This is a genomic window from Streptomyces sp. NPDC107538, from assembly GCF_055657445.1.
In genome coordinates, this window is the sequence record NZ_JBVKAY010000012.1 from 186,893 (window position 1) to 205,524 (window position 18,632).

The 18,632-nt window shown below is 69.3% G+C and carries 16 protein-coding genes; 5 read left to right on the forward strand and 11 right to left on the reverse strand.

The window, feature by feature from the left end; all coding sequences use genetic code 11:
- Window positions 1–120: 120 nt before the first annotated feature.
- From qcrB to ctaE, 4 genes are all read right to left on the reverse strand, one after another.
- Entirely contained in the window at window positions 121–1,761 is a 1,641-nt protein-coding gene (gene qcrB / locus ACZ7MG_RS33395; protein ID WP_471396364.1) for a cytochrome bc1 complex cytochrome b subunit, read from the reverse strand.
- Window positions 1,758–2,825: a cytochrome bc1 complex Rieske iron-sulfur subunit gene (gene qcrA / locus ACZ7MG_RS33400; protein ID WP_471396361.1), complete on the reverse strand. Its 1,068-nt coding sequence runs from the start codon at window positions 2,823–2,825 to the stop codon at window positions 1,758–1,760. Before qcrA ends, qcrB begins: the two co-directional genes overlap by 4 nt.
- A complete protein-coding gene (gene qcrC / locus ACZ7MG_RS33405) occupies window positions 2,822–3,631 on the reverse strand; it encodes a cytochrome bc1 complex diheme cytochrome c subunit (RefSeq protein ID WP_471396358.1) in 810 nt (269 codons plus the stop codon). The genes qcrA and qcrC overlap by 4 nt, the downstream gene beginning before the upstream one ends.
- Window positions 3,632–3,729: 98 nt before the next feature.
- Complete coding sequence (ctaE, locus tag ACZ7MG_RS33410; RefSeq protein WP_037727920.1) at window positions 3,730–4,350, reverse strand: aa3-type cytochrome oxidase subunit III; 621 nt, start codon at window positions 4,348–4,350, stop codon at window positions 3,730–3,732.
- 144 nt (window positions 4,351–4,494) lie between these two features.
- On the opposite strand from ctaE, the gene ACZ7MG_RS33415 reads away from it, so the two are divergent.
- On the forward strand, window positions 4,495–4,896 hold the full coding sequence (locus tag ACZ7MG_RS33415; protein ID WP_471396355.1) for a response regulator: 402 nt from the start codon (window positions 4,495–4,497) through the stop codon (window positions 4,894–4,896).
- A 3-nt stretch (window positions 4,897–4,899) separates the two neighbouring features.
- Here ACZ7MG_RS33415 and ACZ7MG_RS33420 read toward each other — a convergent pair whose 3' ends face one another.
- The 4 genes from ACZ7MG_RS33420 to ctaC form a co-directional block, all read right to left on the reverse strand.
- The gene (locus ACZ7MG_RS33420; RefSeq protein WP_471396353.1) at window positions 4,900–6,147 is read right to left on the reverse strand and encodes a L,D-transpeptidase; all 1,248 of its coding nucleotides are present in this window, start codon (window positions 6,145–6,147) and stop codon (window positions 4,900–4,902) included.
- Window positions 6,148–6,290: 143 nt separating this feature from the next.
- Window positions 6,291–6,689, reverse strand: coding sequence for a cytochrome c oxidase subunit 4 (locus ACZ7MG_RS33425; RefSeq protein ID WP_471396351.1), 399 nt, complete (start codon window positions 6,687–6,689; stop codon window positions 6,291–6,293).
- A complete protein-coding gene (ctaD, locus tag ACZ7MG_RS33430) occupies window positions 6,686–8,425 on the reverse strand; it encodes an aa3-type cytochrome oxidase subunit I (protein WP_471396348.1) in 1,740 nt (579 codons plus the stop codon). Before ctaD ends, ACZ7MG_RS33425 begins: the two co-directional genes overlap by 4 nt.
- A complete protein-coding gene (gene ctaC, locus ACZ7MG_RS33435; RefSeq protein WP_471396346.1) occupies window positions 8,422–9,381 on the reverse strand; it encodes an aa3-type cytochrome oxidase subunit II in 960 nt (319 codons plus the stop codon). Before ctaC ends, ctaD begins: the two co-directional genes overlap by 4 nt.
- A 281-nt stretch (window positions 9,382–9,662) precedes the next feature.
- Between ctaC and ACZ7MG_RS33440 the strand changes: the two genes are divergently transcribed.
- The gene (locus ACZ7MG_RS33440; protein WP_471396343.1) at window positions 9,663–11,048 is read left to right on the forward strand and encodes an aminotransferase class V-fold PLP-dependent enzyme; all 1,386 of its coding nucleotides are present in this window, start codon (window positions 9,663–9,665) and stop codon (window positions 11,046–11,048) included.
- Window positions 11,049–11,168: 120 nt separating this feature from the next.
- Here the strand turns inward: ACZ7MG_RS33440 and ACZ7MG_RS33445 are convergent, their stop codons facing one another.
- Complete coding sequence (locus tag ACZ7MG_RS33445) at window positions 11,169–12,143, reverse strand: carbohydrate kinase family protein (protein ID WP_471396340.1); 975 nt, start codon at window positions 12,141–12,143, stop codon at window positions 11,169–11,171.
- A 135-nt stretch (window positions 12,144–12,278) separates the two neighbouring features.
- Here ACZ7MG_RS33445 and ACZ7MG_RS33450 point away from each other — a divergent pair, with 135 nt between their 5' ends.
- Window positions 12,279–12,488 (forward strand): hypothetical protein, encoded by a 210-nt coding sequence (locus tag ACZ7MG_RS33450; protein ID WP_471396338.1) that lies wholly within the window; start codon window positions 12,279–12,281, stop codon window positions 12,486–12,488.
- A gap of 84 nt (window positions 12,489–12,572) precedes the next feature.
- Window positions 12,573–14,393, forward strand: a complete 1,821-nt coding sequence (locus ACZ7MG_RS33455; protein ID WP_471396335.1) for a hypothetical protein — start codon at window positions 12,573–12,575, stop codon at window positions 14,391–14,393.
- Window positions 14,394–14,492: 99 nt separating this feature from the next.
- On the opposite strand, the gene ACZ7MG_RS33460 is transcribed toward ACZ7MG_RS33455, so the two are convergent.
- Window positions 14,493–14,849 (reverse strand): HesB/IscA family protein, encoded by a 357-nt coding sequence (locus ACZ7MG_RS33460; RefSeq protein ID WP_086754482.1) that lies wholly within the window; start codon window positions 14,847–14,849, stop codon window positions 14,493–14,495.
- A gap of 273 nt (window positions 14,850–15,122) precedes the next feature.
- Between ACZ7MG_RS33460 and nadA the strand changes: the two genes are divergently transcribed.
- Entirely contained in the window at window positions 15,123–16,301 is a 1,179-nt protein-coding gene (gene nadA / locus ACZ7MG_RS33465) for a quinolinate synthase NadA (RefSeq protein WP_471396333.1), read from the forward strand.
- Between the two features lie 20 nt (window positions 16,302–16,321).
- On the opposite strand, the gene ACZ7MG_RS33470 is transcribed toward nadA, so the two are convergent.
- Complete coding sequence (locus tag ACZ7MG_RS33470; protein WP_471396331.1) at window positions 16,322–18,631, reverse strand: protein kinase domain-containing protein; 2,310 nt, start codon at window positions 18,629–18,631, stop codon at window positions 16,322–16,324.
- Window position 18,632 lies beyond the last annotated feature (1 nt).

The window sequence follows — 18,632 nt, forward strand, 5'->3', positions numbered from 1 at the left end:
GTCGTAGACGAGACGTAGTGGAAGGTCAACCCCACCCTATCCAGCCACGAGCACGGCGAAGGGCCCCCGTCCGAAGATCGGACGGGGGCCCTTCGACCGTGGTGTGGCGAAGCGAAGCGATCAGTGGTGGCCGTGGCCGCTCGTGATCTCCTTGTACTCCTCGACGGTCGGCTTGGCGATCTGGCTGTCCTCGCCGTAGTAGCCCTTGCTCATCTTGGCGCGGAGCTTCTCCAGGCGGCCGACCTTGCGGGCGACACCGTTCTCGTCGACCGCGGCACCGATCTGGGCCGGCACGTACTGCTCGTGCGCCGTGAGCGTGTGCAGCTGCTCCTGGCTGAGCGGCTCGTGGACCTCGATGAACTCACCGTGCGGCAGGCGCTTGATGATGCCGGTCTCGCGACCGTGCAGGATCTTGTCCTTGTCCCGGCGCTGCAGGCCGAGGCAGATGCGCTTGGTGACGATGAACGCGATGACCGGGGCCACGAAGAACGCGATCCGGACGAACCAGGTGATCGAGTTGATCGACAGGTGGAAGTGGGTCGCCCAGAGGTCGTTTCCACCACCGATCAGCAGCACCATGTACCAGGTGATCCACGCGACGCCGAAGGCCGTACGGGTCGGGGCGTTGCGCGGGCGGTCCAGGATGTGGTGCTCGCGCTTGTCGCCGGTGACCCAGGACTCGATGAACGGGTAGACCGCGATCGCGACCAGGACCAGCGGGAAGATGATCAGCGGGATGAACACGCCCAGGACGAGCGTGTGGCCCCAGAAGTTGATCTCCCAGCCCGGCATGACACGGATCAGACCCTCGGAGAAGCCCATGTACCAGTCGGGCTGCGCGCCGGTGGAGACCTGGTCCGGGCGGTAGGGGCCCATGGTCCAGATCGGGTTGATCGTGGCGATCGCCGAGATGACCGCGATGACGCCGAAGACCAGGAAGAAGAAGCCGCCCGCCTTCGCCATGTACACGGGGAGCAGCGGCATGCCGACGACGTTGTTGTTCGTCTTGCCGGGGCCCGCGAACTGCGTGTGCTTGTGGTAGAAGACCAGGATCAGGTGCGCCACCAGCAGGCCGAGCATGATGCCCGGCAGCAGCAGGATGTGGACCGAGTAGAAGCGGGCCACGAAGTCGCCGCCCGGGAACTCGCCGCCGAAGAGGAAGAACGACAGGTACGTGCCGACGATCGGCACGGACAGGACCGCGCCCTCCATGAAGCGGACACCGGTGCCGGAGAGCAGGTCGTCCGGGAGCGAGTAACCGGTGAAGCCGGTGAACATGCCGAGGACGAACAGCAGGAAGCCGAACAGCCAGTTGACCTCACGCGGCTTGCGGAACGCGCCCGTGAAGAACACCCGCATCATGTGCACGAACATGCCGGCGAGGAAGATCAGCGCCGCCCAGTGGTGGATCTGCCGGATCAGCAGACCACCGCGCACCTCGAAGGAGATGTGCATGGTCGAGTTGAACGCCTCGGACATCAGCTGTCCCTGCAGCGGGACGTAGCTGCCGTGGTACTCCACCTCGTTCATCGACGGGTGGAAGAACAGCGTCAGATACACACCCGTGAGGATGATGATGATGAAGCTGTACAGGCAGATCTCGCCCAGCATGAACGACCAGTGGTCGGGGAAGATCTTGCGCATGTTGGCCTTGGCCAGGGAGTAGATCCCGAGCCGGCCGTCGGCCCAGTCGGCGACGCGCTCGCCGGCCGGTGCCTTCTCGCGCTTGTCGCGCGAGTCGGTGGTCGTTGTAGTACTCATCCGCGCTCCCAGAAGGCAGGACCGACGGGCTCTTCGAAGTCGCCGACCGCTTGGAGGTAACCGTCTTCACCGACGGTGATCCTCAGCTGCGGAAGGGCGTGACCCGCGGGGCCGAAGATGACCCGGCCGCCGTCGGCGAGGTCGAAGGTGGACTGGTGGCAGGGGCAGAGCACGTGGTGCGTCTGCTGCTCGTACAGGGAGATCGGGCAGCCCACGTGGGTGCAGATCTTCGAGAACGCCACGATGCCCTCGTGGGACCACTCCAGCTCGCGCTTGTCCTTGATGTCGTCCGGCTGGATCCGGACGATCATCAGGGCGTCCTTGGCGATGTTCTTCTGGAAGTCGTGGTCGTGCTCGCTGAGGCCGTCCGGCATGGCGAAGGTCAGCGACCCGACCGCGACGTCCGAGGGACGCAGCGGCTCGTTGGTGTTCATGTTGACGAGCTTCTTGCCCTTGGCCCAGGTGGTGTGCCGCAGCTTGGTGCCGGGCGCGGGGCCGAGGCCGCCGAGCAGGAAGACACCGGAGAGCGGGAACAGGGCCAGCGCGCCGAACATCGTGGTGCGGATCAGCTTGCGACGGCCGATCACCGACTCCTCGGCGCCGGCCTTGAAGTCGGCCAGGACCTTGGCCTTGACCTCGGGCGCGGCCTCGATCGGGTGACGCTCGTCGGCGACCTCCACGTCCGACATCAGCGTGCGGGCCCAGTGGACCGCGCCGGCGCCGATGCAGAACAGCGACAGGCCCAGCGTCATGCCCAGCGCGAAGTTCAGCGCGCTGATGTGACCGATCGGCCAGACGTAGATCGACTTGTCGACGTCGATCACCAGGTAGGCGGCGATGAACGCGACGGTGGCCAGCATCGACACCGTGAACAGCAGGGCGACCGTGCGCTCGGACCGCTTGGCGGCCCGCTCGTCGATGTCCTGGACACGGTGCTCGTGGGGCGGGAGGCCGGGGTCCGCGAAGGGGTTCTTCTCGTCCGCGACCTTCACCGCGCCGTGCGCGTCGTGCGCGTCGTCCTGCGCTGCGGGCAGGTTCTCTTCTGGAATCTCTTGGCTACTCATGACTTCTTGGCCTTTGCGGTCCGAGCGGCGACCCACACGGCGACGGCGATCAGCGAACCGAGTCCGAAGACCCAGCCGAACAGACCCTCGCTGACCGGACCGAGTCCACCGAGGCTGAGGCCACCGGGCTCCACGGTCTCGTCACCGTTGACCGCGTCGAGGTACGCGATGATGTCCTTCTTGTTCTCTTCCGTCAGCGTCGTGTCGGGGAAGGACGGCATGTTCTGCGGGCCGGTCTGCATGGCCTCGTAGATGTGCTTCGGGTCGACACCTTCGAGAGACGGCGCGTACTTGCCCTCGGACAGCGCACCACCCTTGCCGGTGAAGTTGTGGCACTGAGCGCAGTTGGTCCGGAACAGCTCGCCGCCCTCGGCGATGTCCGCACCCTCGGGGTTGTACTCGTTCTCCGTCGGGATCTCCGGGCCTGCGCCCAGGGAGGAGATGTACGCCGCGAGCTGGTCGATCTCGGCCTGCGAGTAGACGACCTTCTTCTTCGGGATCTGCGCGCCCGGCTGCTGGGCCGGCATCCGGCCGGTGCCGACCTGGAAGTCGACGGCCGCGGCGCCCACACCCGTCAGGGGCGGACCGTCGGAGGTGCCCTGACCGCCGGTGCCGTGGCAGCTCGCGCAGCCTACGGCGTAGAGCTTCTTGCCCTCCTCGATGGTGAGGGTCTGGGCGGTTTCATCGGCCTGCGCCTTTTCCGCGGGGGCGAAGGCGGTGTAGAGCCCCGCGCAGGCCGCCAGCGCGATGAATAGGACGACGACCGCCGCCAGCGGATGGCGTCGTCGTGCGGAGAGCTTTTTCACGGATTACCCCGGTGTCAGGATCTTCTGCGTCGGTGCTTCTGGAAGGGTCGTTCTCGGTGCGAGGCGGGCGTACGGTCCGCCCGGCCCGGCCGCCCGGTCTACTTGATCATGTAGATCGTGGCGAAGAGGCCGATCCAGACGACATCGACGAAGTGCCAGTAGTAGGACACGACGATGGCCGCGGTCGCCTGCTCGTGGGTGAACCTCTTGGCCGCGTAGGTGCGTCCGAGGACCAGCAGGAAGGCGATGAGACCGCCCGTCACGTGCAGGCCGTGGAAGCCGGTGGTCAGGTAGAACACCGAGCCGTACGGGTCGGACGAGAGCGAGAGGCCCTCGTGCTTGACCAGCTCGGTGTACTCGAAGACCTGGCCGCCGATGAAGATCGCACCCATCACGAACGTGACGATGAACCACATCCGGAGCTTCTTCACGTCCCCGCGCTCGGCGGCGAACACACCGAGCTGGCAGGTCAGGGAGGAGAGCACCAGGATCGTGGTGTTGGTCGCCGAGAACGGGAAGTTCAGGGTGCTGGCCTTCTCGTGCCAGAACTCCGGACCGGTCACCGATCGCAGGGTGAAGTACATCGCGAAGAGGGCCGCGAAGAACATCAACTCGGAACTCAACCAGATGATGGTTCCGACGCTGGTGAGGTTCGGCCGGTTGACCGACGGGTGCGCGTGCCCGGTTTCTACTGTCGTTGCTGTCGCCACGACCGACATTATGTCGGTCGCTTATCCCGCCCTCACTCCGGGGGGTGCCGTTCGGAGTGTTGCTGCCTTCCGTACCGGTGCTGACGTGGTGTTCGAGGGAGTAGCATCCGCGCATCGGGCCTGTCCTTAAGACGCTGACGTCACGGAGGAACAATGCAGCCGACCGCCACGGTGCTGGTCTACAGCGACGACTCCAACACCCGCGAACAAGTTCGGTTGGCGACGGGGCGCCGTCCGGCACCGGATGTTCCCCAGGTGGAGTTCCTGGAGTGCGCGACCCCCGCCGCCGTCATCAAGGAGCTGGACCGGGGCGGCATCGACGTCTGTGTCCTCGACGGCGAGGCCGTGCCCATGGGGGGCATGGGGGTGTGCCGGCAGATCAAGGACGAGATCTTCGAGTGCCCGCCCGCGCTGGTGCTGATCGGGCGGCCGCAGGACGCGTGGCTGGCCACCTGGAGCCGGGCCGACGCGGCGGTGACCCTGCCGGTGGAGCCGGTGGAGTTCGCGGCGGCCCTGGCCTCCCTGCTCCGTGCCAGGCAGGCGCTGAGCGCCTAGGCCCTAGACCGACTCCGGCCTCAGGCGAGCCTGTACCTGGGGCCCCGGTACTTCCTCGGTGCCACCGACCAGGGCGCTGCCGTCGCGCCAGTTCTTCCAGTCGAGGTTCCAGTCGCCGTAGCCGTTGCCGAAGGGGGCCATGGTGTCGCCGGCCGAGTTGACGACCTCGACGATGTCGCCCTCGTTGATGGTGTCGTAGAACCAGGCGGCGTTGCCCATGCTCATGCCGGTGCAGCCGTGGCTGACGTTGGCGTAACCCTGGGAGCCGGTGGACCAGGGGGCGGCGTGGACGTACTCGCCGCTGTTGGTGACCCTGACGGAGTGGTGCACGGTCAGGTCGTAGAAGTCCGACGCGCCTATGCTGGCGCTGGTCATGCGAACGGTGCCTTCCTTGGCCAGCACCACCTTGACCCCGTTGCGGGTGTCGTAGCCGGGCATGCCGGTGGTGACCGGTATCTGCTTGACGACCTCGTCGTTCTTGTACACGGTCATCCGGTGCGCGGCGGCGTCCGTGACGGCGACTATCTTGGCGCCGGTCGTCAGCTCGATGGGTTCGGCCTTCCCGCCCCAGAGCCGGTCGCCTATCTTCAGGCCCTCCAGGTTGCTGTGCACCCGGATCGTGGCGTCGGCGGGCCAGTACTCCTTCGGGCGGTAGTGGAGCTTCTTGTCGTCCACCCAGTGCCAGGCGCCTTCCGCGGCGGGGGTGGAGTCCACCTTGAGGGCCCGTTCGACGACGGCCCGGGACGCCTTGTCCTTGACCGGCCGGCTCAGTTCGGCGGTGACGGGCTGGCCGACGCCGTATCTGCCCTTCTCGGGGCCGAAGGTGACGTTCAGGCGCTTCTTGGTGAGGGGGCGGCCGGTGTCGAAGGCGACGGTCTCACGGCCGGGGGCGCCGTCCTCGTCCTCGGTGCTCACCCGGACCGTGTAGCGGGCGTTGGCGGCGAGCGGCGAGGTGGAGTGCCAGCGGTCTCCGTCGGCGGAGAGTTCGCCCGCCACGAACCGTCCTGCGGCGTCCACGGCGGTGACGTCGGTGATGCGTCCGTCGTCCTCGGCGGTGACTTCCAGCGGCTTGTCGGGGTCGGCCTTCTCGCCGTCCCCGGTGGGGGTGTTGAAGGAGACGTGGTCGGCCGCGTCGTAGGGCGTGCCCGAGAGCGGGTGGCCCCCGGAACCGCAGGCGGTGAAGCCCGCTCCCAGGGAGACCACCAGCAGCGTGCAGCCGACGACCGTGCGGTTACGGGGTGATGTGCTCATGGGTTCAACGTAGGAACGCCCGTCGGGCGGGGCGCGTCGGGTGGGCCGAGTGAGGGACGTACCGCGTGGCGAACGGGGGAAGCCCGGACCTCCTGTCGGAGTGTCCGGGCTTCCGTGTGCTCGGCGCGTGCTATCGGCGCGAGCTACTGGTTCTGGTTCTCACCGCGGTAGTACTCGAAGACCCAGCCCCAGAGGCCGATCAGAAGGATCGGGGCGGAGAAGTACAGCAGCCACCAGCCGAAGACGACGCCCATGAAGGCGAGCGCGCCACCCACGCCGAGGGCGAGGGGCTGCCAGCTGTGCGGGCTGAAGAAGCCCAGCTCACCGGCGTCGTCCGCGACGTCTGCCTCCTTGTTGTCCTGTGCGCCCACGTCGACCCGCCGGGCCGTGAAGGCCAGGTAGTAGCCGACCATGATGCACAGGCCGAAGGCCAGGAAGAGCGCCGTGGTGCCGGCGGGCTCCTTCGACCAGACGCCGTAGACGATCGCCATGGCCAGCACGAAGACTGCCAACCAGATGAACATCTTGCCTTGGACCTTCACTTGCCGGCCTCCTTGCCGCTGGCCGCGAGCTCGCCCGCCGCCGGGCCGCCGTGCGCGAGCTGTTCGAGCGCGGCGATCTCCGGGTGGTGCAGGTCGAACGCCGGGGATTCACTGCGGATCCGCGGCAGGGTGAGGAAGTTGTGCCGCGGCGGCGGGCAGGAGGTCGCCCACTCCAGCGAACGGCCGTAGCCCCACGGGTCGTCGACCTCGACCTTCTTGCCGTACTTGGCCGTCTTCCACACGTTGTAGAGGAACGGCAGGATCGACAGACCGAGGACGAACGAGGCGATCGTGGAGATGGTGTTGAGCGCGGTGAAGCCGTCGGCCGCGAGATAGTCCGCGTACCGGCGCGGCATGCCCTCGGCGCCCAGCCAGTGCTGGACGAGGAACGTGCCGTGGAAGCCGATGAACAGCGTCCAGAAGGTGATCTTGCCGAGGCGCTCGTCGAGCATCTTGCCCGTCATCTTCGGCCACCAGAAGTGGAAGCCGGAGAACATCGCGAAGACGACGGTGCCGAACACCACGTAGTGGAAGTGCGCCACCACGAAGTACGAGTCCGAGACGTGGAAGTCCATCGGGGGCGAGGCCAGGATGACACCGGTCAGACCACCGAAGGTGAAGGTGATCAGGAAGCCGGTCGCCCAGAGCATCGGGGTCTCGAAACTCAAGGACCCCTTCCACATCGTTCCGATCCAGTTGAAGAACTTCACGCCGGTCGGTACGGCGATGAGGAACGTCATGAAGGAGAAGAACGGTAGGAGCACACCGCCGGTGACGTACATGTGGTGCGCCCACACCGTCACCGAGAGGCCGGCGATCGCGATGGTCGCGCCGATCAGGCCCATGTAGCCGAACATCGGCTTGCGGGAGAAGACCGGGATGACCTCGGAGATGATGCCGAAGAACGGCAGCGCGATGATGTACACCTCTGGATGGCCGAAGAACCAGAAGAGGTGTTGCCAGAGCAAGGCTCCGCCGTTGGCCGCGTCGAAGACGTGCGCACCGAACTTGCGGTCCGCCTCCAGGGCGAACAGCGCGGCCGCGAGGACCGGGAAGGCGAGCAGGACCAGGACGGCGGTCAGCAGCACGTTCCACACGAAGATCGGCATGCGGAACATGGTCATGCCGGGTGCGCGCATGCAGATGATCGTGGTGATGAAGTTGACCGCGCCGAGGATGGTGCCGAAGCCGGAGAAGGCCAGACCCATGATCCACATGTCGGCGCCGATGCCCGGGCTGCGGACCGCGTCCGACAGCGGGCTGTAGGCGAACCAGCCGAAGTCGGCCGCGCCCTGCGGGGTGAGGAAGCCACCGACCGCGATGAGCGAGCCGAAGAGGTACAGCCAGTACGCGAACATGTTCAGCCGCGGGAACGCCACGTCGGGCGCGCCGATCTGCAGCGGCATGATCCAGTTGGTGAAACCGGCGAACAGCGGCGTCGCGAACATCAGCAGCATGATCGTGCCGTGCATCGTGAACGCCTGGTTGAACTGCTCGTTCGACATGATCTGCGTGCCCGGGCGGGCGAGCTCGGCGCGCATGAAGAGCGCCATGACGCCGCCGATGCAGAAGAACGCGAACGACGTGACCAGGTACAGCGTGCCGATCGTCTTGTGGTCGGTGGTCGTCAGCCACTTCACCACCACGTTGCCGGGCTGCTTGCGCCGTACCGGCAGCTCGTCTTCGTACGAGCCCTCCGCGGCGGCAGCACCCTGAGGTTCGTTGATGATGCTCACAGCTGGTTCACCTCCCGGTCCTTCTCGTGCTGCGTCTGCTCGATGCCCGCCGGGACGTAACCCGTCTGGCCCTTCTCGGCCAGCTCCTTGAGGTGCTGCTCGTACCGCTCCTGGGAGACGACCTTCACGTTGAAGAGCATCCGGGAGTGGTCGACGCCGCACAGCTCGGCGCACTTGCCGAGGAAGGTGCCCTCCTGGTTGGGCGTCACCTGGAAGACGTTGGTGTGGCCCGGGATGACGTCCTGCTTCATGAGGAACGGCACCACCCAGAAGGAGTGGATGACGTCACGCGAGGTGAGGACGAAGCGGACCGTCTTGCCTTCCGGCAGCCAGAGGGTCGGGCCGGGGTTGCCGGTCTGCGGGTTCTTGTCACCGGGGGTGCCGCAGGTGTACACGCCGCCCGCGTTGTCCGGGAACTGGTTCTTCCACTTGGTCGGAATCGCGTCCAGGTTCTCGTCGGTCTTCGCGTCACCGGTCGAGCCGTCGACGTTCTCGATGTAGTTGAAGCACCAGCTCCACTGGAAGCCGACCACGTTGACCGTGAGGTCGGGCTTCTTCGACGTGTCGAGGAGCTTCGACTCGTCGCGGGCGGTGAAGTAGAAGAGCACCGAGACGATGATCAGCGGGACGACCGTGTACAGCGCCTCGATGGGCATGTTGTACCGGGTCTGTGGGGGAACTTCGACCTTGGTGCGGCTGCGCCGGTGGAAGAAAGCACTCCAGCAGATCAAGCCCCAGACCAATACGCCCGTGGCGAGCGCGGCGGCCCAGGAGCCCTGCCACAGGGAGAGGATCCGCGGAGCCTCTTCCGTGGTCGGGGTGGGCATACCAAGGCGGGGAAAGTCCTTGTATGTGCAACCGGTGGCGGTCGCCAGGACCAGGCCCGCAGTCATTGCCTGCAGCAGCTTCCGCCGCATCGGGCGCCGCGGCGAGCGGTCGGAGCCGTTGGGACTCACGTAGCGCCTTCCCGAGAGTCTCGCCCGCGCGGTATGGCTGCGGCCTTCTCGCTGGTCGGTCGCCGCCCTGCGTCGGGCAGGGGTTTGGATGTTTATGCGGACCAAACCCTACTGGACGCGATTTGGGGTCGCGCGGGGAGGGGGTACCAACTCGCCGGGGGTCACGCCGGGCGCCTAATAGCTCGGGGGTTCGGGTGATTTGGCGGGTGCGCGCACGTTGTGGCCGTTCGCGCAGTTCCCCGCGCCCCTTTGTCGTCGGCCCGAGGCTTTAGCGTTGACCTGTGGCTTACTTCGACTCCGCTTCCTCCGCTCCCCTTCATCCCGTCGCCCGGCAGGCGCTGGTGGCTTCGCTGGACGAGGGGTGGGGCGATCCGGCGCGGTTGTATCGGGAAGGGCGGCGGGCTCGGCTGTTGTTGGACGCGGCCCGGGAGGCCGCGGCCGAGGCCGTGGGGTGCCGTCCGGACGAGTTGGTCTTCACCTCGTCGGGGACGCGGGCCGTGCACTCCGGCGTCGCGGGGGTGCTGGCCGGGCGGCGGCGGGTGGGGCGTCACCTGATCGTGTCAGCCGTCGAACACTCTTCGGTGCTGCACGCGGCGGAGGCACACGAGGCCGACGGCGGGACGGTCACCCGGGTGGCGGTGGCCCGCACGGGCTCGGTGTCCGCGCCCTCGTACGCCGAGGCCCTGCGGGACGACACCGCGCTCGCGTGTCTGCAGTCGGCCAACCACGAGGTGGGGACCGAACAGCCGGTGGCCGAGGTGGCGGAGGTGTGCCGGGCGGCCGGGGTGCCGCTGCTGGTGGACGCGGCGCAGTCGCTCGGGTGGGGCCGGGTGAACGGCGACTGGTCGGTGTTGACCGCCAGTGCCCATAAATGGGGTGGCCCGTCCGGGGTCGGGCTGCTCGTCGTACGGAAGGGTGTGCGGTTCGCGGCGCAAGGGCCCGCCGACGAGCGGGAGTCCGGGCGGGCCGCCGGCTTCGAGAACATCCCGGCGGTCGTGGCGGCCGCCGCCTCGCTGCGGGCCGTACGGGCCGAGGCGGACGCGGAGGCGGTACGGCTGCGGGAGTTGACGGAGCGGATCCGGGCGCGGGTGCCGTCGCTGGTGCCCGATGTGGAGGTGGTGGGCGACCCGGAGCGCCGGCTGCCGGGGATCGTCACCTTCTCCTGTCTCTATGTCGACGGGGAGACACTGCTCCACGAGCTGGACCGCGAGGGCTTCTCCGTCTCCTCCGGTTCCTCCTGTACGAGCAGCACGCTGACGCCCAGCCATGTGCTGCGGGCCATGGGGGTGCTGAGCGAGGGGAACGTGCGGGTGTCCCTGCCGATGGGGGCCCCGGCGGAGGACGTCGAGCGGTTCCTGTCGGTGCTGCCGGGGGCGGTCGCCGCGGTGCGGGAGAAGCTGGGGGCGCCCGTGTCCGCCGCCGAGGTGTCCGTGGTGGAGGACGACGTCCTCGTCGTGGACGCCCTCGGCAGGCGCTGCCCGATCCCCGTCATCGAGCTGGCCAAGGTCATCGGGGACGTCCCGGTCGGCGGCACGGTCCGCGTCCTCTCCGACGACGAGGCGGCCCGCCTGGACATCCCGGCGTGGTGCGAGATGCGCGGCCAGGAGTACGTGGGCGAGGAGTCGGCGGAACGGGGTTCGGCGTACGTGGTACGCCGGGTGAGCTGAAGCGGGGGTCCCGCACCCCTTGGTTTTTCAAGGGGCGCGGGGAACTGCGCGACCAGCCACACCGAACCCGCGGCCGACAACGCACCGAACCCGGCAGACGAGTAGTCGCCGCCCGCCCGCTCAGCCCAGGTGCTTCTTCACTTCCGCCGCCGCCTCTTCCCCGTACGCCTTCTGGAACCGGTCCATGAAGTGCGCCCGGCGCAACGCGTACTCCTGCGTCCCCACCGTCTCGATGACCAGCGTGGCGAGCATGCAGCCGACCTGCGCCGCGCGCTCCAGCGAGACCCCCCAGACCAGCCCCGAGAGGAACCCCGCGCGGAACGCGTCGCCGACGCCCGTGGGCTCGGCCTTGCGCTCCTCCTCGGGGCAGCCGACCTCGATCGGGTCCTCGCCGGCCCGCTCGATCCGGACGCCCCGCGCGCCGAGGGTGGTGACCCGGTGGCCGACCCGGCCGAGGATCTCCTCGTCGGACCAGCCGGTCTTGGACTCGATGAGGCCCTTCTCGTACTCGTTGGAGAAGAGGTACGTCGCGCCGTCCAGCAGTATCCGGATCTCGTCGCCGTCCATGCGGGCGATCTGCTGCGAGAAGTCCGCGGCGAACGGGATGCCCCGGGAGCGGCACTCCTCGGTGTGGCGGAGCATCCCCTCCGGGTCGTCCGCGCCGATGAGGACGAGGTCGAGGCCGCCGACGCGGTCGGCGACGGTCTTCAGCTCGATGAGGCGGGCCTCGCTCATCGCGCCGGTGTAGAAGGAGCCGATCTGGTTGTGGTCGGCGTCCGTGGTGCACACGAAACGGGCCGTGTGCAGCGTCTCGGAGATGCGCACGGAGGCGGTGTCCACCCCGTGCCGGTCGAGCCACGCACGGTACTCGTGGAAGTCGGAGCCCGCCGCGCCGACCAGGATCGGGCGGGTGCCGAGCTGTCCCATGCCGAACGCGATGTTGGCGCCGACACCGCCCCGGCGTACGTCGAGCTGGTCCACGAGGAAGGAGAGGGAGACCGTGTGCAGCTGGTCCGCGACGAGTTGGTCGGCGAAGCGGCCCGGGAAGGTCATCAGATGGTCGGTGGCGATGGAGCCGGAGACTGCGATACGCACGGCGAGGACACGCTCCTGCGAAGGGAGAGGGGATTGACAGTTCACGCTACCGGGTCGCCCACCTGCTCTGAAGCAGGCAAAACTACCCGATAGTAGGTCTTTCTTCGCGGGGTTCACGGTGCGTACGGTGCCGTTATGACGAACCCCAAGATCCACGGCACCGTACCGTTCGACCCGGACGGCGGCCTCGCGGCGCTGCGCGGCGACTGCGCCCGGATGGCTCCGCACTGGGCGGCCCCCGCGAAGGTCAGTACGGCTCCGGTGTCCCCTTCGCTCATTCATGGGGTGAAGGTGCCGGTGACGTCCGCGCGGCTGGTGGACGCGATGCCGGAGTACGGCGACTGAGGGAACCGTCGGCTCCTCCGCCGCGTCCCATCGCTGTCCCCCGTATAGGGGAGGCGGTGTACGACCTGCCGAAGGAGCGATGCGGTGAACCCCGAGCGACCCGACAACCCCGAGAACCCGGACGAGGGCCCCGAGCCCGAGGCCGCCGAGGAGCTCGGGGCTGCCGGGGATGACGTCACCGGGGCCGACTCGGCCGACCAGGCCGGCGAGGCCGAGGCCGACGAGGCGAGTGAGCCCGGCGAGGCGGAGGCTGCGGTCGCGGCCGATGAGCCCGCTGAGGCGGAGGCCGCAGCCGATGAGCCCGCCGAGGCCGAAGCCGAAGCGGAGGCCGAAGCGGAGACCGAGGCCGCGGCCGGTGACAGCGACGAGGGTGCCGACGCCGGTCAGGTCGTGGATGTCGGCGGGGCCGAGCGTCCGCGTCGGCGGCGCTCCCGGGTGGCCGTCGCCTCCGTGGCCGCCGCCGTACTGCTGGTCGGGGGCGGCGGGGCGCTGCTCGCCTCGACCTCGTCCGGTGGGTCCGGCGGATCCGGTGGCGGAGGGGGATCGGCCGCGCCCGGTGGCGACGGCACTCCCCCGCCGCTCGCGCTGGACGGCTATACCGACGGCGGTTCGAACGGCATCGCGCCCGGTGAGCCGGACCCCGCCGGGGTGACCTACCGCGCGGACGGCGAGCTGCCCGAGGGCCCCGGTTCCGCTCCCGTCTACGCCGCCGAGGGCCAGGTGACGGCCGCCGAGGTCGCGCGGCTCGCGAAGGCGCTCGGGGTGGAGGGCACCCCCACGGCCGAGAGCGACGCCTGGCAGGTGGGGGCGGTCGGGGACGGTTCGGGACCGGTGCTGCGCGTCACCCGGCAGTCGCCGGGGACCTGGACGTTCAACCGGTACACGCCGGGCACCGACAACTGCCAGAAGGTGGACGTCTGCGCCTCCGGTACGGCCGAGGGCGGCGACCCGGTGAGCGAGGCGGCGGCGAAGAAGGCAGCGGCCCCGGTGCTCAAGGTGGTCGGCCAGGACGACGCCAAGCTCGACGCCGGGCAGCTCATGGGCGCCGTCCGGGTGGTGAACGTGGACCCCGAGGTCGGTGGGCTGCCCACGTACGGCTGGTCGACCGGCGTCCAGATCGGCGCCGACGGCCAGGTGGTCGGCGGCAGCGGCAGCCTGAAGGCGCCGGTGAAGAGCGACACGTATCCCGTCGTGGACGCGGCACGGGCGCTGGAGCTGCTGAACGGCTCGGGTCAGGGCGTCGGCACCGAGCGCGGCGGCATCGGCGGCTGCACGGGCCCCGTACCGCTGGAGGGCAAGAACGGGACTGGTGAGAGCGGGATCGGTGAGAGCGGGACGGCCGGGGCGGAGGAGACGCCGTGCGAGCGGATGACCGCGCTGCCGAAGGCGGAGCCGGTCACCGTCGAGAGGGCGGTGTTCGGGCTGGCCTCGCACCATGTGGGCGGCCGGCCGGCACTGGTGCCGTCCTGGATGTTCGAGGTGCGGCCGACGGGGGCCGGGGACACCTACACGGTGACGCACCCTGCGGTCGACCCGGAGTATCTGGTCTCCCCCGAGCCCCGCTCGGAGCCGACCGAGAAGCCCGGCGGGCCGGGTGACACCCCGTCCACCGACTCCGACTCGCAGAAGGTGACGGTGGAGGGCTACACGGTCGACGGCGACGAGCTGACCGTGACCTTCTGGGGCGGGGTGTGCAGCGACTACAAGGCTTCGGTGAGCGAGGGGTCGGGCGAGGTGAAGGTCACCGTCACCGACACCCCGCACGAGGGCAAGGTCTGCATCATGATCGCCAAGGCGTTGGAGCGGACGGTTCAGCTGGACGAGCCGCTGGGTGACCGGAAGGTGGTCGGGTCGGACGGCAAGGCGATCCCGGAGGGCGGGATCGCGGAGCTGGAACCGCGGTAGGCGCCCGGACACACGAAGGCGGCGTCCCCCTCGGAGGGGGACGCCGCCTTCGTCGTACCCGTGTGTCGCCCGGACGCGTGGCGCCGGCGCGCGGGGACTCTAGTTGAAGGAGTCGCCGCAGGCGCAGGAGCCCGTCGCGTTCGGGTTGTCGATGGTGAAGCCCTGCTTCTCGATGGTGTCGACGAAGTCGATGGTGGCGCCGCCCAGGTACGGGGCGCTCATACGGTCGGTGACGACCTTCACACCGTCGAAGTCCTTCTCCACGTCGCCGTCGAGCGAGCGCTCGTCGAAGAAGAGCTGGTAGCGCAGGCCGGAGCAGCCGCCGGGCTGAACGGCGACGCGCAGCGCCAGGTCGTCACGGCCTTCCTGGTCGAGCAGGGCCCTGACCTTGGCCGCGGCGGCGTCGGTCACGATGATGCCGTCGGTGACGGTGCCGGTCTCGTCCGATACGGACATCTACATCTCTCCCGGGTTGTACGGAGACTGCTTGCCGACGAGTGCAACCGCCGGAGTCCCGGATTCATTCCGGGCCGCGCGGAAATCGGTCGTGTCCGTCCTCCGCGTCTCTCTTCATGCTCGCACATGGCCGGTGGAACCCGGCCATGTGCGGTGGAACCCACACCGGACTCCGCCGCCGGGATTCACGTCACATCGACGCTATGGGCATCGTCAATATGACGTGAAGCGGTTATCATAGATAACGTCAATTCGACGAAAAGGATAGCCCGAATGTCCCAGACCCAGGAGCTCGACGTACAGCCGACGCCCCTCGCCCTGCTGCTGCTCGGCCGCGAGGCCGACCCGAGGAGCGAGCGGGGTGTCGAGTGCCCGGGCGACCTCCCCTCCCCGTCCGACCCGGACCTGGTGGAGCGCGCCCGCGCGGCCAAGGAGAAGCTCGGGGACAAGGTCTTCGTGCTCGGCCACCACTACCAGCGCGACGAGGTCATCCAGTTCGCGGACGTCACGGGCGACTCCTTCAAGCTGGCCCGGGACGCGGCGGCGCGGCCCGAGGCCGAGTACATCGTGTTCTGCGGTGTGCACTTCATGGCCGAGTCGGCGGACATCCTGACCGGCGACGAGCAGAAGGTCGTCCTGCCGGACCTGGCCGCCGGCTGTTCGATGGCCGACATGGCCACCGCCGAGCAGGTCGCCGAGTGCTGGGACGTGCTGACCGAGGCCGGCATAGCCGAGCAGGTCGTGCCCGTCTCGTACATGAACTCCTCCGCCGACATCAAGGCCTTCACCGGCAAGCACGGCGGCACCATCTGCACCTCGTCGAACGCGAAACGCGCCCTGGACTGGGCATTCGAGCAGGGTGAGAAGGTCCTGTTCCTGCCGGACCAGCACCTCGGGCGCAACACCGCCGTGCGGGACATGGGCATGTCGCTCGACGACTGTGTCCTCTACAACCCGCACAAGCCGAACGGCGGTCTCACCGTCGAGCAGCTGCGCGACGCGAAGATGATCCTGTGGCGGGGCCACTGCTCGGTGCACGGCCGCTTCAGCCTGCAGTCCGTGAACGACGTACGGGAGCGGATCCCGGGCGTCAACGTCCTCGTGCACCCGGAGTGCAAGCACGAGGTCGTGGCGGCGGCAGATTACGTCGGGTCGACCGAGTACATCATCAAGGCGCTGGAGGCCGCGCCGGCCGGTTCCAAGTGGGCCATCGGCACCGAGCTGAACCTGGTCCGGCGGCTGGCGAACCGTTTCGCGCCCGAGGGCAAGGAGATCGTCTTCCTCGACCGCACGGTCTGCTTCTGCTCCACGATGAACCGCATCGACCTCCCGCACCTCGTCTGGACCCTGGAGTCCCTGGCCGAGGGCAACCTGGTCAACCGCATCGAGGTCGACAAGGAGACCGAGGCGTTCGCGAAGCTGGCGCTGGAGCGGATGCTGGCGCTGCCGTAGCCCTCACCCACGTCCCGCGCTCACCCCGACTCGGGCTCCCGGTCGGGGTGGGCGGGGTCGAGGGAGAAGAGGGTGCCGTCGGTGACGGCCACGAACAGCGCTCCCTCGTGGGGCAGCACCCAGGGGTCGCCCTGGAGGGACCAGGTCGGCGTGGCACGGGGCAGCGTCTCCCACAGCAGGGTGCCCTTGCGCCGGTCGAGCGCCGCGACCCTGCCGGTGGTGCTGGCCAGGTAGACGGTGTCCGACACGGCGTCGTACCCGGGCTCGCCCGGCCGTTCCAGGCTGGTCCTGGTCCGCCACAACAGTTCACCCGTGTGCGGGGACACGGCGGTCACCTGGCCGCCGGAGCGGGTGAACAGCAGCACGCCGCCCGTCAGGGCCGCCCGGCCCCGCCCGTCCTCGTCGTTCTCGCCCGGCTTCGTCACCACCCGGTTCCCGGTCTCCAGGTCCACGAGCAGGATCGTGTCGTACGTCGGGTCGCTGCCGCGGGTCGCGTCGGTGTACTCGGTGTCGTCCTCGACCAGGACCAGGTCTCCCTGCTTCACGCCGAGGAGGTCGCTGTTCAGCGGCACCTTCACGGTCCTGGCCGAGCCGTCGGCGCGGTCCACGATCAGGACCCGGGATTCCGGGTTCGCCGCCTTGGCGTCCCGGGTCACCGGTCGGCAGTGGGCGTAGGTGCCCGCTCCGGCGGTGGTGAACGCGCAGCTGTGGCCGACCGGCATCGGCAGGGACCAGCGCTCGGCGCCCGTGCGCGGTGAACGGGCCGTGACCGTCACGCCGTCGGCTTCGGGGGTGAGGACGAGGTCGCCGGTCAGGGCCGGGACGGTCTCGTCGGTGTTCGTCCGCCGGGTCCACAGCCGCTCGCCGGTGTCCGCGTCGAGGGCGACGAGATCGACCGGGTCCACCACGGGTTCGCCGCTGAAGACGGTCTGCCGCACGAGGACGGTGCCGTCCCGGACGCCGAGGACGGCGGCGTAGTACCGGTCCCGGTGGTGGCCGGCCGGTGCGAGGTCGGCCCGCCAGACGGTCTTCCCGGTCCTGCCGTCGACGCGGACGGGGAGGACTCCCTCGCCCCCGCAGTAGACGGCGTCCCCGTCCGCCTGGCAGGCGGGCGCGCCGCCCGCGTTGCCGTCCTGCACGGTCAGCGGCTGCCGGGAGCCCGCCGAGGCCTTCGCGAACACCGTCGTCTGCCAGGGCCGCCAGCCGCTCTGCGGGGCCGTCCAGCGGCTGGTCGGGGACGGCTTCGGTGCCGCCGTGTCGGTGGTGTCCGAGCCGCCCGGTCCCAGCACATAGGCGGTCAGCCCGAGGGCGAGCGCGCCCACGGTGCCGGTGACGGCGAGCAGGGGCCGGACCCGGCGCCGGCGGGCGGGCCGCGGGGCCGGGTCGCGGTCGGTCGTGGGAGCCGGTCCGGGGTCGGTCGCGGTAGCCGGGCGGGACTCCGTCGCGGGGCCCGGGCGGGGCTCCGTCGCGACGTCCTGGGTGTCCGTGCGTGGTGTCGCCGCCGGGAGGTCGTCCGGGTCCGGTTCGGGCAGGAGGGCCGCGAACTCCTGGGCCAGTTCGTCGAGTGGGGGCCGGTCGGCGGCCTCCTTGGCCAGACAGCGTGCCAGGACGGCGCGCAGCGGCGCGTCCACCCCGTCCAGCACGGGTTCGTCGTGGATCACCCGGTAGGCCGTCAGATAGGGGCTGTCCGCGTCGAAGGGGCCCCGGCCGGTGACGGCGTAGACCAGCAGGGTGCCGAGCGAGAAGACGTCCGAGGCCGGGCCTGCCGTGCGGGCGTCGGTGAGCTGTTCCGGGGACATGAACGGCGGGGTGCCGATCATCTGCCCGGTCTCGGTCAGGTGGAGGTTCTCCGCCGCGCGGGAGATGCCGAAGTCGATGACGCGGGGGCCGTCGTCCGCGATCAGGACGTTGGCCGGCTTCAGGTCCCGGTGCACCACACCGGCCCGGTGGATCTCCCGCAGCGCCTCGACGAGGCCCAGGGCCAGGGAGCGCAGCTGGGTGACGCGGAGCGGGCCCCGGTCGCGGATCAGCTGGGCGAGGGAGCGGCCGGGCACATACTGGGTCGCCATCCAGGGGCGTACGGCCTCCGGGTCGGCGTCGACGACGGGGGCGGTGAAGGCGCCGCTGACCTTGCGGACGGCCTCGATCTCCTGGCGGAACCGGGCCCGGAAGACGGTGTCCTGCGCGTACTGGGCGTGCACCACCTTCACGGCGACCTCGCGGCCGGAACGTGCTCTCGCCCGGTAGACGACGCCCATCCCGCCGTTGCCGAGCCGGTCGACCACCTTGTACCCGCCGACCGATCTCGGGTCGTCGCTGTGCAGAGCCACG